Source organism: Ulvibacterium marinum (assembly GCF_003626755.1).
GTDB lineage: Bacteria > Bacteroidota > Bacteroidia > Flavobacteriales > Flavobacteriaceae > Ulvibacterium > Ulvibacterium marinum.
In genome coordinates, this window is the sequence record NZ_RBCJ01000001.1 from 815283 (window position 1) to 835836 (window position 20554).

The window sequence follows — 20554 nt, forward strand, 5'->3', positions numbered from 1 at the left end:
ATAACAGAAGATGAAAACAAAACAACTAATCACCTTTTTATTGATCCTTTGCACTTTAGGACTAAAGGCTCAAATAAGCTTTCCTGCGGACGGGAACAAAAAAGCATCCGTATCGGAATTTATTGGAATTACCGAAGTAAAAATCAAGTATTCCCGGCCTGGGGTAAAAGGTAGGGAGGGCAAAATCTGGGGCAAACTGGTGCATTATGGGTTTGCAGATTTGGGCTATGGTACCAGTAAAGCTGCACCTTGGCGTGCAGGAGCCAATGAAAATACCACCATTGAGTTTTCTACGGATGTACTCATAGAGGATCAACCTTTGGAGAAGGGCAAATATGGGTTCTTCATTGCTATGGGTCCTGAAAAAGCCACTTTGGTCTTTTCAAAATTCAATACGGCCTGGGGCAGCTTTTATTACAAGGAAAAGGACGATGCCCTACGGGTTGAGGTTCCAGTGGAAAAGTTGGATGAAAGCGTGGAATGGTTAAAATATGAATTCAACGACCAGACCAAGAACAGTGCCGAGGTCTCCTTACAATGGGAAAAAGTAAAGGTTCCCTTTACGGTTTCCGTAGATCTTCACAAGATTCAAGTAGAAACCTTTCGAAGGGAGGTAGACTCTGGTATTTTTTACCGGTATTGGCAGAACCTGCACATGGCGGCCAATTATTGTTTGGTAAACAACATCAATTTAGAGGAAGCTCTTAGTTGGGCCGATCGCTCCATCAATTCCTACTTTGGGGAATCCAACTTTAAGACACTATCTACCTATGCTGGGTTACTCGGAAAACTCGATCGGCAAAAGGAAGCCGATTCCATTATGCAAAAGGCCCTCCCTATGGGTACGGCCCAGGATTTGTTTTCATATGGCATTGGCTTAAATAAAATGGAGCAGCATGAAGAAGCCCTAAAAATTTCCAAAAGCAACTATGACCAAAACCCGGAGGATGTTTATGCCCATTTGGGGATGGTGAGTGGGCACTATCATATAGGCGATAAAAAGAAGGCCCTGAAATTTTGCGAATCAGCGAAAGAAAAAACTACGAATCAAATGTTCCTGTCCTATATAGAAGGTCTTATCAAGGACATAAACGAAGGCAATGAAATTTTCAAATAAATAAGAAGAACCATGCTAAAACATCATATAAAGATTGCCTGGCGAAACCTTTTACGAAACAAGGGCTATTCGGCCATTAACATTGGTGGCCTGGCGATGGGCATGGCTGTGGTCATGATGATAGGGCTATGGGTGATGGACGAATTTACCTTTAACAGCTACCATAAAAACAACAATCGGATTGCTCAGATTTATGAACGTGCTGAAAATCAGGATACAGGTGAGATTCAAGTAAGCAATGCCATGATGCATGTGACAGGAACCGTTCTGAAAGAAAATTACCAGGACCACTTCAAACATATTTTACGAGCTTTTTGGATCCTTGATTATACATTGGGTACCAATGGAAAGACATTTACCCAAACTGGAGAATTTATAGAAGATGGTGCCTTGGAAATGCTTTCCCTTTCTATGGTCGAAGGCACCTACGCCAGTTTGGAGAAAACTAATGCATTAGTATTGTCCCAATCCGCGGCTTTGGTCCTTTTTGGGGAGGAAGACCCCATGGGGAAGCCCATAAAAATAAACAATAGCATGGATGCCGTTGTAACCGGCATCTATAAGGACTTGCCTAAAAACACCAGTTTTGAAAACGTACAGTTCTTTGCGAACTGGGATTTATTCGAGGCCCAGGATCAAGGCATAGCAAGCTCAAGGGACACCTGGGACAACTATTCCTATAATCTGTATGTGGAACTGAAACCTGAATCCGATTTTGAATCGGTGGATGAAGCCCTCAATAACTTCTTTATCGACTATGCTCCCAAGGAGTTTGCCCGATTGGAAAAGTATCATCCCAAATTGTTCATGCATACCATGAACAAATGGCACCTTTACTCTGAGTTTGAACAGGGAAAGGCCACACGGGGTCGCATTACCTTTGTTTGGCTTTTTATCGGGATAGCCGTATTTGTACTTTTTTTAGCATGTATCAATTTCATGAACCTCAGTACGGCACGATCCGAAAAGCGCGCAAAGGAAATAGGTGTTAGGAAAGCGGTAGGATCTGGGAGAAAGCAGTTGATTCATCAATTTTTGGGAGAATCCCTTTTGGTCTCCGGAATGGCCCTTTTATGTGCCTTACTATTGGTCTTCATTTCTCTTCCCTGGTTCAATGAAATTGCGGATAAGAACATGGGTATTCTATGGGGTAATCCCTGGTTTTGGTCCATGATTCTGGTCTTCACGCTAATAACAGGCCTATTGGCCGGAAGTTATCCCGCGTTGTATTTATCTTCATTTACACCCTTAAAAGCATTTAGGGGAACATTTAAAGCGGGGTCGTATACCTTCGCACCGCGTAAGGTTTTGGTGGTATTTCAACTCTCGGTATCCCTTGTGCTTGCCATCGGTACTATAATTGTCTTTGGTCAAATTCAGTTTACACAGGATAGACCAATAGGGTATAACCATAGCAATTTGCTCACCGTGGACATGAACAATCCGAATTATAGCGGAAAATACAATTTACTCCGTACCGAATTGAAGAATACAGGGGTAGTGGAGGAAATGGCGCAATGTTCCTCACCACTTTCCGCATCGTATACGAGTTGGGGCGGGTTTGATTGGCAAGGTAAGGATCCGGAAAGGGATACAAGTTTCAATGTTTTTCAGGTGACCCATGATTATGGAGAAACCATAGGATGGGAGTTTCTGGAGGGCCGGGATTTTTCCCGGGAATTCGCCTCTGATTCAACCGCCATTGTTATCAATGAGCGTGCCGTGGAGTATATGGGCCTGGAAAATCCGGTCGGGACCTTTATTTCCCGACAGGGCCAACCTTTAAAAATCATAGGTGTTACCAAGAATATGATTACGGATTCTCCCTATAACCCCGTAAAACAGGCCGTGTTTTTCATGGATTATACAAACACTAATTTTATCCATATTAAGATAAAACCCGATGTAGGTGCCCAGTCGGCCATTGCCCGGATTGCATCGGTCTTTGCTGAGGTAGTGCCTTCGGCAAACTTTGATTACAAATTTGTGGATCAGGAATACGGTCGCAAATTTGAATCCGAACAGCGGTTGGGAAATTTGGCCGGTGTGTTTACCCTTTTGGCCATTTTTATCAGTTGTTTGGGTCTTTTTGGTCTGGCGTCCTTTACGGCGGAACAGCGCACTAAGGAAATAGGGGTACGTAAAGTTCTCGGGGCCTCTGTATATAATCTATGGCAAATGTTGTCCAAGGATTTTGTGGCATTGGTACTGATTTCCTGTCTCATTGCCATCCCTATAGCTTATCATTTTATGGGGCGATGGCTTCAGGGCTATGAGTACCGGGTGGATATTTCATGGGAGGTATTTGGTCTTGCCATTTTCGGGGCTTTGCTCGTTACCCTATTGACCGTAAGTTTTCAGGCCATAAGGGCGGCAAACGCAAACCCGGTAAAAAGTTTGCGGACGGAATAAAAGAATTCGGACTTGTCAGGTCTCGTCAAAAATAAAAATTATGCTTAAGAACCTTCTAAAAATCGCTTGGCGCAACCTTTGGAAAAATAAGGGGTACAGTGCGTTGAATATCTTTGGGCTGGCCATTGGAATTACCTGTGCCAGCTTAATATTGCTTTGGGTGGAGGACGAAGTAAATTTTGATAGTGTTTTTCCAAAACAGGACCTAGTATACTATGTGCCCACAAATAATCAGTTTGAAGGTCAGTGGCGTACGTTTTATCAATCTACCCCCGGACCTTTGGCAAAGGCAATGAAAGACGAGATTCCCGGGATAGTCGGTAGTGCTAGGACAACTGGGGAAAATCTTTTGTTCACCGTTGGTGAAAAGGGCATCAATAGATTCGGGAGATTTGTGGATCCTGATTTTTTGGACATGTTCAGTCTTTCCTTCATTGAGGGGGATGCTGCTACTGCCTTTGATGATTTTGATGCCATTGTGATTTCCAAGGAAACGGCCACTCAACTTTATGGACGGAATACTACTGCCCTGGGCAGGGTGATTCGAGTAAACAACGATACAAATTACCATGTTACCGGGGTTTACGAAAATCTACCCGATAATGTGTCCTTTGGGTTTCAATGGGCAGCCCCTTTTGAAAGGTATGCGCTGGGCAAGGAGTGGATGAAGGAATATCGGAACGGTTTTGCCGATACTTTTGTAGAGCTTTCACCAAAGGCCGATTTTGAAACGGTAGATGCCAAAGTACGCGAACTAATTCCCTCAAAAATAGAGGAAGAAGACCGATATGCCTTTCTCCATTCTATGAAGGATTGGCGATTAAGATCTAATTTTGAGAATGGGCAACAAGTAGATGGTCAAATTGTTTATGTCCGATTGTTTTCTTTTATCGCCCTGATTATTCTGTTGATTGCCTGTATCAATTTTATTAACCTTTCCACGGCGAGGAGTGAAAAAAGAGCCAAGGAAGTGGGTGTACGCAAGGTCTTGGGTTCGGGTAAAAGAAAGCTAATGGCCCAATTTATGACCGAGGCACTGATTACCACATCATTGGCGGCTCTGGCCAGTATCCTGTTCATTTGGATGTTGCTGCCGGAGTTCAACCTACTCATCGGAAAACAACTTCAACTTCGTCTGTTTGATGCCGTCCATCTGCTTCCGCTTTTTGGAATTACCTTGATTTGCGGTCTCATTTCGGGCTGGTATCCGGCCCTTTACCTGTCCTCTTTCAAGCCTGTTGAAATAATGAAAGGAGTGAAAGCCAAGGAAGGAAGTGCCCACTTAATACGTAAGGGACTGGTCATTGCCCAATTTACAGTTTCCATAGTATTTATCATGGGTACCATTGTGGTCTACCAACAAGTACGGCATGTAAAAAGTAGGGACATGGGTTATAAGCAGGAGAACCTTGTTCAACTTCCGGTAAATGGGGATGTGCTAAAGAATTTTAGATCTATTAGGCAGGAAATGATCTCCACTGGTGCTGTTGAAAACGCAGCCCTTACGAACAGTAACGTACTTTTTGGTGGGAATAACAGTTCCGGGCTTCAATGGGAGGGCGGCAAGGATACCGAGGATGTGCTTATTTCCCACAGATATATAAGTGCTGACTTTTTCGATACAGCGGGAATGGAAATTTTGGAAGGCCGTGGTTTTGCGAACGATGTTGGAACGGATAGTAAAAATGTCCTGATAACCGAATCCTTTTCAAAATTAATGGGCCAGGGAAGTACCGTTGGCAAGCGAATACGTAGGAACGATACCGAATATACAGTGATTGGGATAGTAAAGGATTATTTGTATGGGGATATGTATGGGACAAGCGATCCGGTCATGTTCTATAACAATCCCGAATATACCGGGAATATGTACGTGAGAATCAAGTCTGATGCTCCTATGGCCAAGGCCCTTATAGAAATCGAAGAAGTCATGAAAAGACACAACCCCGCCTTTCCCTTTGAATATGAATTTGTGGAAGACACCTTCAATGCCATGTTTACTAGTGAACAACTGGTAGGAAATCTTTCAAGATCGTTCGCCCTTCTCGCCATCATCATTTCCTGTTTGGGCCTTTTTGGATTATTATCCTATACGGCAGAGCAACGACGAAAGGAAATCGGGGTACGCAAGGTCTTGGGAAGTAGCGTTTCTGGAATCGTCAAATTGTTATCCATGGATTTTATGGGGCTTGTGCTTATAGCCCTACTGATTTCCGGCCCATTTGCTTGGTGGATGATGGAAAAGTGGCTGGAAGGGTTTGCCTATCGTATTGAGATTAATGGCTGGGTATTTCTAATCGCGGGTTGTATCGCCATTTGCATTGCCCTATTGACCGTAAGTTTTCAGGCCATAAAGGCGGCAAACGCAAACCCGGTAAAAAGTTTGCGGGCGGAATAATTCCAAACCTAAAATGTTAAAACGTGTCCGTCTTCCGGTGCGAAACCTAAAGTGTCCAAATAGTATACAGTTCTTGTCCAATTATTTTACATTTCATCCTCAATTTCCTTTTTTGTAAAGGCATAAGACATTGATTTATAGAATGATATGATTATGGCATATAAATGGATTAACGACTTTATTAAATAGCACCAATATATCGATATTCGGCGCGTAACTTATACTAAAAATAACCGCCATGTTCAGAAACCACTTGACACTATCGCTACGTAACCTTTGGAAAAATAAGTTGCTTTCTTCCTTAAACCTGTTGGGTCTAAGCATTGGGGTTGGCAGTGTGTTAACATTGCTATTTTCGGTCTATGCCTATTATACTGCCGACACCAATATAAGAGACCAAGAAAACATCTACTACTTTAATACCATTACCCCGAGTGGTGCAAGTTATAGGGAAACCCCATACCCTTTGTTGGATAAAATTGTAGAGACCTCTCCTCAGGTAATTGCGGGTACACACCTGCACGGTTGGGGCAATATGTGGTTGGAAAATGGTGATAAAGAACTACAGGAACGGACGGATTATGTGGACCCTGAGTTTTTTGAGGTATTCTCCCTGCCATTAAAATATGGTGATGCCAAGACCGCTTTGGAAAAGAAATATTCCATTATCCTGACCGATAGGGTCAGTAAAAAGATTTTTGGTAATACCAATCCTGTTGGTGAAACAATTACGGGGGCCGACTCTTTAAATCTTATAGTTACAGGGGTTTTTGAACCCATAAGCCCCTATTCTTCTTTTAGGTTGGGTGTAGTTCTGCCCAATGATGTGTTGAAGGACAATCCTAACTTTCTTTCCAGATTAACCTGGTCGGACAGTTTCTCACCAAGCTATTTCAGGGTACGCCCAGATACCGATATAGCAGAGTTGACAAAACATGTAAATCAATTGGCACGGGACAATTATACGGATCCAAGCGTTTTTACCGAGTTAAAGGCCGCACCCTATTCCCAAAGTCGCATGGATGCCATCCCAGTGGTGAAAATTATCATTAACGGCTGTATTGCCGCATCTTTTTTTGTGTTGCTCATTGTATTGGTGAATCTGCTTAACCTGAATACCTCTACCATGTTTAGGCGCACTAAGGACATTGCGGTACGGAAGATTTTGGGAGGTGGGAAAAGAAGTGTTGTGCTTCAGTTCTGTTTGGAAAATGGTATTTTGGTGTTTGTTTCCATCCTCATTTCAGGTGGGCTTTTTCTTGGAGTGCTGCTCCCGGCTATGAACACTATTTTCGGGGCGGATTTTGGGGAGATCAACTTTAGTATAAAAAATGACTATCCTGTTATCCTGTATACCATTGCCCTAGGGATATTGGTCACTTTGGTGGTGGGGATCCTTCCTACCCTTCGCTTTATATCGGTGCCTATCTCCATGGGAATCAAAGGAAAGATAGCCGCTGTTAAAAGCAATTTCTTTTTTCGTAATTCCTTTATCATCCTACAATTTGCCATAGCCATTCTTTTTATATGCGGTGCGATTATTTTGAACGATCAAATTGGGTTCATGAAAAGTGCGGATGTTGGTTTTGACCGGGAGGACGTTATTGTGGGCAACATTGCTCTCGACTATAGAAACCCGGAACAGGCAAACTCGGAATTTAGGGCCTTGTTGGATCAACTGGACGCAAACCCATATGTAAAAAGCTTTTCCACAAGTCAAGTAGTTCCTTCTGACTATAACAATAGCTTCAACCCCTTTCATGACCCGGAGACAAAAAGGGATGTCCGTACCCGATACGCCTATACGGATAAGGATTATCTGAAAACGCTGCAAGTGCCAATAGTAATGGGAAGGGACTTTGATGAGACTATGGATACTGCCGAAGATAATATTGCCATTATAAATCGCAGTGCTTTGGAGGCCTTTGGATGGGAGTCTATTGAAGGAAAGCGGCTGAAGTTTAAAAATAGCGACTTTGAAGGGTATCATGTGGTAGGGGTTATGGAGAATTTTCACTACAAAGACCTTCAAAGTGGCGTTGAACCCTTGGTACACTATTATAGGGCCAAAGAAGATCTAGGTGCACACCGTTACCTTTCGGTAAAGGTGATGCCCGGCCATGGCGCGGCTGTACAGGAATTTCTAAAGCAATCCTTTGGGGGCATAGCTTCACGAAGAACCTATGAACAAGGGCTTTTAAGCGAAAAAGTCAGCAGTCAGTACAACCTGATCGAGGGCATGTTAAAAACAGTAAATGTAGTGGCTTTATTAACCATCTTTATCTCCTGTCTGGGCATGTTTGGGTTAATTTCCTTCATGGCAAAAAGGCGGATAAAGGAAATAGGTATACGAAAAGTATTGGGTGCGGGCGTGCTTAAAATAGTGGTGTTGCTGTCCAAGGACTATATACTGCTTGTGGGGGTGGCTGCCCTTATCGCCTTTCCCATGGCTTGGTATGTCATGAACGCATGGCTGTCCAGTTTTGCCTATAGCATTACCATTCAGTGGTGGATGTTCGCCTTAGGCGGATTAATCGCTTTTTTGATTACCAGTTTTACATTGGGCATTCAGGCTATAAAATCGGCCATGGCCAATCCAGTAAAAAGTTTGAGGACGGAATAAACCTCTTGTCACCCTGAGCACCCGCCTGAATGACGCTGTCGAGCAGGCAGTCGAAGGAAAAAGGGGATTATGATAAAAACTAAAGATTGAATGAATTAAGAGAACAAGAGCCATGTTCAAAAACTATCTAAAAATCGCTTTTCGGAACCTATGGAAGAATAAGGTGTTTTCCTTGATCAACATCATAGGCCTTTCTATTGGGTTAAGTGCCGCTTTTGTTATCGGGACAATCATCTATTTCGATTTAACCTTTGATAAATTCCATTTGGATGGTGAGCGGATTTATCGTGTGACTACTGAATTCACATCACCAGATGGTAATTTTTATAATCCGGGCGTATCGGTACCATTGGGGCAGGCCTTAAAGGAAGAATTTGCCGGAATAGAAATCGTAAGCCCCCTATATACAATTTCCATGCATCAAGTGGAGAATACCGAAACCGAAAAAATATTCAAAAGCCCCGAAAATATAATTCATACGGATGGTAATTACTTTCAATTGTTTCAATACAAATGGTTGGCCGGAGATGCAAATGGAATCCTATCAAATCCAAATGAGGTAGTGTTGACGGAAAACAGGGCCAAAAGGTATTTTCCCGACCTATCACCAAATGAGATTGTTGGTAAGGTATTGACATACAATGACACCATATCTTTGAATGTCACCGGGGTTGTCGAAAATTTTAAAGACCGGAGCGACCTCATTTTTGAGGAATTTATTTCATATGAAACCATAGGGGATATAGGACTAAAGAACAGCTTGGGGAGCACAAATTGGTATAGCACAAATAGCACGTCCCAATTATTTGTAAAACTAAGCGAAAAAGCCGATGTGGTATCCGTTCAAAAACAGCTGGACCTTTTGGCCGCGGAGCATCTGGACAAAGAAATGGTGGCATTCGGCCAGAAAAGGAGATTTCATTTACAACCTTTGGCCGATATCCATTTTAATCCTAATTACGGAACGTATGACTACACAAGAAGTCAGGCCAGTAAACCCGTTTTAATCAGTTTATCATTTGTTGCCCTGTTCCTACTCCTTTTGGGCTGTATCAATTTCATTAATTTGAATACGGCCCAGGCCACACAACGCGCCAAGGAAATCGGGATTCGTAAGACCCTTGGCGGTTCTAGAAAACAATTGGTTTTCCAGTTTTTGGGAGAGACTTTTTTATTGACCGTTACAGCAGCTGTAGTATCCTTGTTTTTTTCGTCTTGGTTGATTCGGTTATTTTCCGACTTTATTCCTCAAGGGGTAAGTTTTGGACTTTTTAATAGTCCGGTATTGATCGGTTCGGCGATTCTTTTAGTATTGGTATTAACTTTGTTATCAGGATTTTATCCTGCCCTTGTCCTTTCCCGTTTTAAGCCGGTATCTGTACTTAAAAATCAAATTTTACCGGGCAATGACAAAACTTCCCTCCGAAAATATTTGACGGTCTTTCAATTCGCGATTGCACAAGTCTTTATCATTGCTACCGTACTGGTCGGTAAACAGATTCACTATTTGATGACCAAGGACATGGGCTTTAAGACCGAAGCCATTGCATATTTGAGGACGCCTTATAACGAGCCTTCAATCGATAAAAGAATCCGCCTTTTAGAAAAGCTAAAAACGGATCCTCACATACAGGATGTTATTTTAGGAGGAAATCCACCGGCCTCTCGAAGCACCTTTTCCTCAGCGGTTGTTTATCGAAATGAAGAAAATGAAGTGCAGGCTAGCCTACAATGGCTTTATGGGGGCATCGACTACAGACGCCTTTATGGAATACCTTTATTGGCAGGGAGGGATATATTGAACGATACCATCAAGGAGTATGTAATTAATGAAACCTATATGAAACTTTTGGGCTTCCAGGAACCCATTGAGGCGATTGGCAAATCTTTGATATTGGAAGGGGAGGCATATCCTATAGTGGGAGTGATGAAAGATTTTTACCAACGTTCTTTAAGAACCACTATTAAACCCATGGCCTTGGTCGGCGATTGGTACCGTAACGAATATTCGCAGTTCAATACGATTCATTTTTCCATAGGAGGAAATAAAACATCAGATTTAACCAGTGACATTGCCTTGGTCGAAAACGCTTGGAAATCTATTTATCCCGATTACGATTTTGATCCTCAGTTTATCGATGATACCATTTCCAGGTTCTATGAACAAGAACACAAAACTTCGGCCCTGTTAAAATGGGCCACTGGCCTTACTATCCTTATCAGCTGTTTGGGACTCTTAGGTCTGGTGATCCACACAACCGAACGCCGAACAAAGGAAATCGGAATTCGGAAAGTATTGGGTGCCTCCCTAGGGCAGTTGAACCTATTGCTTTGTAAGGAGTTTCTGGTATTGATCGGCATTGCCTTTGTCATAGCCGCGCCAATAGCCTGGTGGGGCTTGGACTATTGGTTACAAGGCTTTGCGTATAAGACGGTCTTAAGTTGGTGGGTCTTTTTCCTTGGGGGCATTACCATGCTCTTTATCGCCATTGCAATTATCAGTATTCGGACGATTGCCGCCGCAAATGCCAATCCCGTAAAAAGTTTGAGGACGGAATAAGTAAGACGTAAGATTAGAGACGTTAGACATAAGACCAGAGGTTTGTTATTTGGGCATAGAGCAAAGTAAAATGGGGAAATCTAGGAAATAGAAACAAGGAGTATGTTTAGAAACTATTTAAAAATAGCCTTTAGAAACCTATGGAACAATAAGGCATTTTCTATCATCAACATTATTGGTCTCTCCATTGGACTTAGTGCTTCGTTTGTCATTGGGGCCATCATTTATTATGATCTTACTTTTGATAAGTTCCATCCCGATGGCAAACGTATTTATAGGGTGACCACCGATTTTAAGACCCCTGAAGCGGAATTTCATAATAGGGGGGTCGCCGTTCCATTAGGAAAGGCTTTAAAGGAAGGGGTAACGGGAATTGAGTTGACCAGCACTTTTTTTAGTGCATATGCTCAAAAGGCACGCTCAAAAGATGCGGATAAAGTTTTTAGAAACCCAAGGAACCAGATTTACACGGATAAGGAATACTTTCAAATCTTTTCTTATGAATGGCTTGCAGGGGCTCCTGAAGTTGCCCTCTCCAACCCAAATGAAGTGGTACTGACCGATAGGAGGGCCGGAAGGTACTTTCCAGGAATGCACCCTCAGGAGATCATGGGGAAAACAGTATTATATAATGATTCCGTTCCTGTTAGGGTCGTTGGCGTGGTATCGAATTTTAAAGATCAGAGTGATTTCATTTTTCAAGAATTCCTGTCCTTGAAAACGGCCCATAGCTTTGGCCAGAAAAACCTGATCGATAATGATGAATGGAATAGTACCAATTCCGGTTCCCAGGTATTTGTAAGACTTGTGGATAACAATGCTTTGGGCAACGTACAACGACATTTGGATAGGTTATCCAAGGAAAATGAAGATGATGGAATGCACGATAGGGGTGAGACAAGGAACTTCCATCTACAGCCCTTGTCCGATATTCATCTGAATTCCGACTATATGGTTTTTGATCAAAGCGAGTATAGAGGCAGTAAGACCGTATTGAAAAATTTGACGTTCGTGGCCTTGTTTCTTCTGCTATTGGGGTGTATTAATTTTATCAATTTGAATACAGCACAGGCTACAAAGCGCTCCAAGGAAATCGGCATTCGAAAAACACTGGGGAGTTCAAGGAAACGTTTGGTCTTTCAGTTTTTGGGCGAAACATTTCTGTTGACCGGTGCGGCGGCCATCGTTTCTTTGTTTCTTTCTTCAAGGTTACTGCTGTTGTTTAACGAATTTATACCTCCAGGACTAAACCTCGGGCTATTCTCAAGTCCGATAATTGTGGGTTGTATTATTTTGTTGTTAGGGGTCATAACCTTGTTGTCCGGTTTTTATCCCGCCCTGGTCTTGTCCCATTTTAAACCCGTGTCCGTATTAAAAAACCAGGGATTGCCGGGAACTGGCAAGTCAACTTTGCGAAAATACTTAACTGTTTTTCAGTTTGTTATTGCCCAGATTTTTGTCGTAGCCACTATTTTGGTGGGAAAACAGTTGAATTTTTTAATGAACAAGGATATGGGTTTTAAAACGGAGGCCATTGCCTATATGGGAACTTGGAATGATCCGGATTTAAACAAACGTCTAAACTTTGCGGAGGAGCTAAAATCCTTTCAGTTAATATCCCAGGTAAGCCTGGGCTGGAATCCTCCGGCATCTAGTAATATGCGCACTGCGGATATATCGTACACGAACAAAGGGAGAGATATCCTTACCAGTGTACAACTGCTTTTCGGAGATCTAAATTATAGGGAACTTTTCGACATTAAACTATTGGCAGGGCGTGAGCGCCTTAATGATACCATCAAAGAGTATGTCATCAATGAAACCTACTCCAAAATGTTGGGCTTTGAACATCCTTGGGAGGCTATTGGGGAATCCTTAAGAATGGATAACGAATTGAATCCTATTGTTGGGGTCATGGAAGATTTCAATCAAGGCTCTCTTCGGTTCGGAATTCGACCAATGGCCTTGGTAGGTGATATGTACAGAAATGATTTTTCCCTATTTGAAATCGTTCATTTTTCCCTGCTGGGATCTTCGGAAAATTGGCCCACCATTATAGCCGAAGTTGAAGAAAAATGGAAAACCGTCTATCCCGAAATGGATTTCGAATTCCGTTTTATGGATGACACCATAAAAAAGTTTTATGAACAGGAGCGGAGGGCGTCCATGTTATTGAAGTGGTCTGCCGGTCTGGCCATTCTAATCAGCTGTTTGGGACTCTTAGGTCTGGTGATCCACACAACCGAACGCCGAACAAAGGAAATTGGAATTCGGAAAGTATTGGGCGCCACACTAGCACAGTTAAACCTATTGCTCTGTAAGGAGTTTCTGGTATTGATCGGCATTGCCTTCGTCATAGCAGCGCCAATAGCCTGGTGGGGCTTGGACTATTGGTTACAAGGCTTTGCGTATAAGACGGTCTTAAGTTGGTGGGTCTTTTTCCTTGGGGGCATTACCATGCTCTTTATCGCCATGGCAATTATCAGTATTCGGACGATTGCGGCGGCGAATACCGATCCTGTAAAAAGTTTACGGACAGAATAAAGAAATCGTAAACCTTTAAGGTTAAACTTGTCCGCCCAATTGCTGAGCTTGGTCAAGGCATTGGCGGAAAACCGTAAAGGTCTAAAACGACGATTAGGCAAGGGATGCCCATAAAACCATTGACAGGAAAAATATCGATCTAAGAAAATAATTCGGAACCTGAAAGGAACGCGTATCGGATAGAACTTACCGATTTCTTTTTTACTACCCCTGTGCCAAATATTTATTTTGAAGCCCTACTCCAAGGAAAGTGGCTTTACCGGTTAAAGGACGAAATACACCGTTAACGTGACAATACATGGAGAACGGAGATTTCAACCCTAATTTAGATATCGAAATAGCATAAGCTACAAGTGAAACCCGGCAAGAGTACACTTGAACTAACTATCCAAAAACACTTCGATATGAAACCCCACAACTACACTCGCTTCGTATTCGCACTGACCTTAGTGCTTACTTTTTCTTCAATTCAGGCACAAATCACGTTAACCCAAAATACTGGGAAAACAACGGGAGCATCCTTATCCTCCTGTGAAAATGGCATTTCATACGGCAGGGCCTTTGTTCTCCAAGACTTCGGTGTTACCGAAAACGATCAACTTATACTTGATTCGGTCGAAATAGCATTTAGACAATGGTATGGACAAGACACATTTGGTATGCTCCGTGTTAATGTTTATGAAATCGACGGGGATTTTCCAAACTCCTTTGATCCGACCAAATTGATAGGATCGAGTCAGGATGTTGCCCTGACCGAGATGTCCACACCTTTTACAAAGCCAACACCCATACAAACGCTACGGATTAGTTTTGATGCCCCTATCGTTATTCCTTCTATAATTGAAAAAGTATTTATTGAAGTTACTTCCCTTGCCCCGGAAGGACATTTTCTTTATGCCGCTTTTACCGAGGGGGAAACAGACCCGGCCTACTTCAAGGATTGTAATACCTTGGAATATAATACAGCAACATCCTATCATGAGATTTCACCCAACTATTATTTAAAGGCTTTCGGTACGCTCAATAGAATTTCTGACTACCGCATCAATTATATTTCCGCCTGCTCCGATCTATCGGCAAGTTTTGATCTTACCGATAGTCATCAGATCGCTACCGTGGCTTGGGATTTTGGCGATCCTGCCGCTGAGGCAAACAATAACTCCACTGATTTTTACCCTAACCATGAATTTTCAGCAGAGGGCACCTATACCATAACAGCTAAAATCACAACAAAAGCATGGCGTGAATTGCGTGTCACTACAACCCTAAACGTAGCGGACAATATAACGGTATACCCCGTGGATGACCTGTTTGCATTTGAGACCACATCCGATACGGGAACTTCCTATGCTTTTGATACCTCCTTGGTTGAATCTGCCATCCTTGGCGGACAGAGCGGTCTGGCGGTCTCTTATTTTGATCGGGAAGGCAATCCACTCCCTGACCGCATGAGCAATCTTGATATAGGAAAGAAAACCATCACTGCCCGGGTAGCGAACCCCAAAGACCCAGGTTGTTATAAGGAAGTTGCTTTCAATCTCATTGTACAGTCTCCTTCTTTGGCCCTTTCCTCACAAAAACCCGTTGGCCTACGCTAAGGATAGCCGCGTAATTTTGGAATGTTTCAACACTTACACATGGTACAGACCGTTCTTGGTAATCGGACTGCCTCCCAGTCCGATTTTTCGTTAAGAGCTCGAATCTGTTTCCTCCACCTTCTCCAAATCCTATGACGAACACCTTCCCATATCGTGGGATTATCACCTCTAGGGTCATCAACCTGAACCATTCCGATCACTTTGATCAGGCTTCGTTCAAAGTCCTGTAAATATATTGTACACCTCCTGTCCAAATATTTGACACCCAACCGCTTTTTTTCTTTAATTTAATTTGTGAATATCTGATTTTTAGAGCTTTACAGTTATGGCATGAAGATCGAAGGAAAAGTTAAAGGCTTCGATCTCATTGCTTTATAGTACGTCTTGAGACAGTGGTCTAAGATGAGCCTTCAACCGCATTGGAAATAACCACAATTACAAAACAAATTGGCTGTATCACACATACAAATGTCCTAAAAGGAAAATCATCAAAAAACGAAAATCATGTTGTTCAACTTCATCAAAATCGCACGTCGAAAATTATGGAACAAGAAAGGAAGCACTTCTACCAAGCTATTTAGCCTGGCCATTGGGATAGTGAGTCTGTTTTATATTGCCATCTATCTGTATCAGGAATTAAATTACGACACTTTTCATTCGAATTATACAAAAATCGCCAAGATTAATACGGCCGTTGAGTCCCCTACCGGGAACCTTTCGTTGGGTCTTAGCGCCGTTCCTGTAGGCCCTTATGTGAAGTCACAATCCCCTGCGGTAGAGGAATTTGTTCGAATCAACAAGGAATATGGGAGTCATGCCATTAAACACGGGGACAAACTCTTTTCCGAGAGCGAGAATATCTATTATGCGGATTCTGCCTTTTTTAAGGTCTTCGACTTTGATCTGGTCGCAGGAAATCCGTCAACTGCCTTGGACGGCCCGGATAAGATAATTATTACTGAAAATACGGCCATAAAGTACTTTGGAAATGTAAATGCCCTGAACAAAGTATTGCTTTATGACGACGTGCCATTTACGGTTTCGGGTGTTATGCGCAATATCCCCTCTAATTCGCATTTGCAGTTCGATTTTTTGATTTCGATGGCGACTTTTTTTAAGGACAGACCCAATGTAGATCAAAACTGGGAATGGTTCCCCATGAACACATATTTCTTGTTGAAAGATGGACATAGTACGGCCAGTTTGGACGAAGTGCTACGGACGGTTCCACAGTACCTCGAGAAAAGTAGCACTAATGACCAATATAAATTATCCATTGAACCTCTTAACGGGTTGCATTTCAGTTCTCCAAAATTGGGCGAATTGGGGACAAAAGGAAAGCGATCCAACCTCTATATCCTCTTTACCATAGGTATCATGATACTCTTATTGGCGGTCTCCAATTTTATAAACCTAACTACAGCCCAACTTTCTGTAGAAGCAAAGGACGTTTCCATAAAAAAGACCGTTGGGGCCTCTAAACGAGATATTTTTAAACAATTTTCGGTTGAATCGTTATTGCTCACCTCGTTTGCGACGATAGTATCCATATTGCTAATCCTGTTGACCTTCCCATTTTTTGAAGACCTTTTGGGAGGTAACTTTGATACTGATTTCCTTTCAAACCCCCTTTTCATTTTACTTCTCCCTTTGATTCCTATAGTACTTACTTTGTTGGGGGGCATTTATCCAGCAGTCAAGTTCGCCAGGATTTCGACCATTCATAAACCCAAACCCGATGGCAAGTATAACAATGTCCTGAATACAAGGACATCTTTATTAATTTTTCAGTTTGCCATCACAAGTGCCCTGGTCATAGGATCATGTATCATTTATTATCAATTGAACTACATCCAAAATCAGGATTTAGGGATGGATACAGCCCACAAAATTGTATTGGATTATGGTCCAAACTCTACAATAGGAACAGCATATGAGTCCCTAAAACAAGAATTAGAGGGTATTCCAGGAGTGGAGAGCATAACCTTTAGCTCCCATGTTCCCGGCCAGACACCGAATGGGGTAGCAACACAATTATTGGATGTTAACGGACGAAGTAGTAACGGGGAAATAAATCTAAATCTAGTGGACTACAACTTTGTGGAGGACTATGGACTACAACTTGTAGCAGGAAGGGATTTTAGAAGGGGTCCGGCGGACGAAACCTCGGCGCTTATCTTGAACGAGGCCGCCGTAAAGGCCTTTGGATATGAGAACCCTGAGGATATCTTAGGGGCCTCCTTTGAACAATGGGGTGGCAATGGCACGGTAATCGGGGTAGTCAACGACTTTAATTATTTATCCCTTCATGAGGACGTAGGTTTATTGTCCTTAAAGGTGTGGCCGGAACAGTTTATGAAAATTACGCTCAGCGTTACTCCTAATAACGTAAAAGGAACCTTGGAAAAATTGGAAAGTAAATGGGCTTCGTTGTATCCCAGTATTCCCTTCAACCACTATTTTGTAGATGACAACTTCAAGGCCCAATATGATAAAGACCGGCAATTTGCTACTATTATCAATGTGTTTACGATCATCTCTATCTGTATCGGTATTTTAGGATTGATAGCCTATGCCAGGTTCTGGTGCGAGAGACGCAAAAAGGAAATGTCCATACGCAAGGTTTTGGGAGCCAATGCCATATGGCTTGTGTGGAAACTCCTTAAAAGCTTTAGCATTCCGGTATTGATCGGTTTTGGGATTGCCATTCCTATTACATACTATTTGGGAGGGCAATGGTTACAGGAATTTGCCTATCGTTTTGAGTTAAACTGGTATTTCTTCGCCTTGCCCTTGGCACTTCTCTTAGTATTGGTATGGTTTTCCGTAGGCACACAGACCTTGAAGTTGGTCTTGACCAATCCGGTAAATAATTTAAAAGAAGAATAAAAGCACGTAAAATGTTTAAGAATTATCTAAAAATCGCTTGGCGTAACCTAATAAGGAATAAAGGCTACTTCTCCATTAACGTGTTGGGACTAGCCATTGCCCTTACCGTATCCTTTCTCATGTTGCTTTGGGTACAGGATGAGTACAGTAAGGATAAGTTTCATGCAAAGGACGATCAATTGTATCGTGTGAAACGTACTATTCCATTGGAGGAAGGGGTTTTGGATGTTTATGCCGGGATATCCTATCCATTTCTAAGGGCTGCTAAGGAACAAGTGCCGGAAATCGAAAAATTCATCACCCTGGCCCGTAGTTTTGAGGACAATCTAAGGCTGGAGAATATTGATTTTAGGGCTTCCGGAACATTCGCCAATGCGGACTTTTTTTCCAGCTTTTCGTATCCGATATTGCTTGGGGATATTACCCAACTTGATGAAAAACTGGAAGCCTTGGCCATTTCGGAAAGTTTGGCAAAACGGTTTTGGGGTTCGGAATGGTCGAAGAAGGCCATAGGAAGCAACGTAACTATTTTGGACAACGGGGATTTTACCGTTGAAGCGGTGTATAAGGATTTCCCCAAAAGTTCATCGATTCAAAACGACTTTTATTACAGTTTTGAAAAGTACCTAAAAGACAATGAGTGGATGCTGGAATGGAGCAACAACGGAATTCAAGGGGCCTTTTTGTTGCGACCTGATGCCGACCCTCAAGAAGTTTCCTCAAAATTGAACAAGCTGTTTCAAGACAATATAAAAGGGGAACTTAAAGAAGGCTGCTTCATCCAAAAATTTTCGGACGACTATCTGTACAATCAGTTTGATGAAAAAGCCCAGGTAAGTGGCGGTCGTATAAGGTACGTTCGGATATTTACTATAGCCGCTATTTTTCTATTGATTATTTCATGTATCAATTTTGTGAACCTGTCAACGGCCCATGCCACCAAAAGAGCAGGTGAAATAGGGGTACGCAAGGTAATCGGTGCAAAAAGGGACAATCTTATGGGGCAATTTTTAACCGAGACGACCCTGATTACGGGGATATCGTTTTTAATAGCCTATATATTTACCCAGTTGCTTTTGCCCAGTGTCAATAGTCTGGCGGAAAAACAACTTGCATTGAATTTTACCGAACCGCTCATTTGGCTGGGTATTTTCGTGGTTTTTGTATGTACAACCTTGCTATCCGGCGTTTATCCGGCCCTGGTTATTTCATCTTTTAGACCCATTGCCGCTTTAAAGGGTCAAGGTCAAGAGCAAAAAAACACCATATCCCTTAGAAAGTCCCTTGTGGTACTTCAGTTCGGATTGACTTGTTTGCTCATTGTAGCTGCCTTGACCGTAAGATTACAGATCGAATATATCAATCAAAAAGATCTTGGGATTGCAAAAGAACAACTGGTATCGATTCATCAGGACAAAGTATTGACCGATAAGTATGAAGTACTGCGAAACGAATTGCTTGCTTCCAATGCCATAGAGGATGTGACCTTGGCCGGTCCCTCCCCGCTTAACATGGTGGCGTCGTCCAGCGGTGTCAGTTGGCCGGGCAAGACCTTGGAACAGGGAAATATCGAGTTTTCCCTGCTTTGGACAGCTCATAATTTTATAGATGTGTTCGATGTTCCATTAAAAGAAGGCAGTTATTATCGTGAAGGTAGCACCGATACTTTGAATATTGTTCTCAATGAAAAGGCCGTAGAGATTATGGGGATTAAAGATCCCATAGGAAAAAGCATTCAACTATGGCGCAAACCCAGACAGATAATCGGGGTATTGAAGGATTTTCATAACCGATCTTTGTATGAGCCCATACAGCCGGCAGTCTTTCTCCTGGATCCCAATAATGCTGGGATGATGTTCGTAAAATTGGAGGCCGGAAAGACCAAGGAAGCATTAGCTTCTTTACAGACCGTATTCACCAAAACTCTGCCGGATCTGCCCCTGCACTATAATTTTGTGGATGAGCAATATGCCGCTGCATATAAGAGCGAAAACCTGACCGGCACTTTGGCCTATTATTTTGCCATTATTTCCATACTCATTTCATGTCTGGGTCTTTTTGGCCTGGCCACCTTTATGGCCAAGCAGCGAACCAAGGAAATAGGTATTCGCAAAGTGCTTGGAGCAAGCGTAGGAAGCATTATTGCACTTATCTCCAAGGATTTGATGAAATTAATAGTACTGGCGGTATTGATAGCATCACCTATTGCCTATTACTTTATGAATACTTGGCTACAAGGTTTTGCCTATAAAATCCAAATCCACTGGAGCGTATTTGTAGTAACCGGAGGGTTTGCCATACTCATCACCTTACTGACCGTAGGTTGGCAGTCCATAAAATCGGCCAATGCAGATCCGGTAAAAAGTTTACGAACGGAATGATGAAAGACCTGGCAGGTCTAAATAAAAAAAGA

Annotated in this window: 9 protein-coding genes; all 9 read left to right on the forward strand. The window is 42.5% G+C overall.

What is annotated here, in order from left to right; genetic code table 11:
* The first annotated feature begins 10 nt into the window (after positions 1 to 10).
* The gene (locus D7Z94_RS03455; RefSeq protein ID WP_120710118.1) at positions 11 to 1117 is read left to right on the forward strand and encodes a DUF2911 domain-containing protein; all 1107 of its coding nucleotides are present in this window, start codon (positions 11 to 13) and stop codon (positions 1115 to 1117) included.
* Positions 1118 to 1129: 12 nt separating this feature from the next.
* On the forward strand, positions 1130 to 3529 hold the full coding sequence (locus D7Z94_RS03460; RefSeq protein ID WP_120710119.1) for an ABC transporter permease: 2400 nt from the start codon (positions 1130 to 1132) through the stop codon (positions 3527 to 3529).
* A 40-nt stretch (positions 3530 to 3569) separates the two neighbouring features.
* On the forward strand, positions 3570 to 5927 hold the full coding sequence (locus D7Z94_RS03465; RefSeq protein ID WP_120710120.1) for an ABC transporter permease: 2358 nt from the start codon (positions 3570 to 3572) through the stop codon (positions 5925 to 5927).
* A 238-nt stretch (positions 5928 to 6165) separates the two neighbouring features.
* Positions 6166 to 8550, forward strand: a complete 2385-nt coding sequence (locus D7Z94_RS03470; RefSeq protein ID WP_120710121.1) for an ABC transporter permease — start codon at positions 6166 to 6168, stop codon at positions 8548 to 8550.
* A 112-nt stretch (positions 8551 to 8662) separates the two neighbouring features.
* Positions 8663 to 11110 carry an FtsX-like permease family protein gene (locus tag D7Z94_RS03475; protein WP_120710122.1) on the forward strand — a complete coding sequence of 816 codons (2448 nt, stop codon included), beginning with the start codon at positions 8663 to 8665 and terminating at the stop codon, positions 11108 to 11110.
* A 102-nt stretch (positions 11111 to 11212) separates the two neighbouring features.
* Positions 11213 to 13654: an ABC transporter permease gene (locus tag D7Z94_RS03480; protein ID WP_120710123.1), complete on the forward strand. Its 2442-nt coding sequence runs from the start codon at positions 11213 to 11215 to the stop codon at positions 13652 to 13654.
* A 404-nt stretch (positions 13655 to 14058) separates the two neighbouring features.
* Positions 14059 to 15252, forward strand: a complete 1194-nt coding sequence (locus tag D7Z94_RS03485; protein WP_120710124.1) for a PKD domain-containing protein — start codon at positions 14059 to 14061, stop codon at positions 15250 to 15252.
* A 504-nt stretch (positions 15253 to 15756) separates the two neighbouring features.
* Positions 15757 to 18141: an ABC transporter permease gene (locus D7Z94_RS03490; RefSeq protein WP_120710125.1), complete on the forward strand. Its 2385-nt coding sequence runs from the start codon at positions 15757 to 15759 to the stop codon at positions 18139 to 18141.
* A gap of 11 nt (positions 18142 to 18152) precedes the next feature.
* A complete protein-coding gene (locus D7Z94_RS03495) occupies positions 18153 to 20522 on the forward strand; it encodes an FtsX-like permease family protein (protein WP_120710126.1) in 2370 nt (789 codons plus the stop codon).
* The last annotated feature ends 32 nt before the right edge of the window (positions 20523 to 20554 follow it).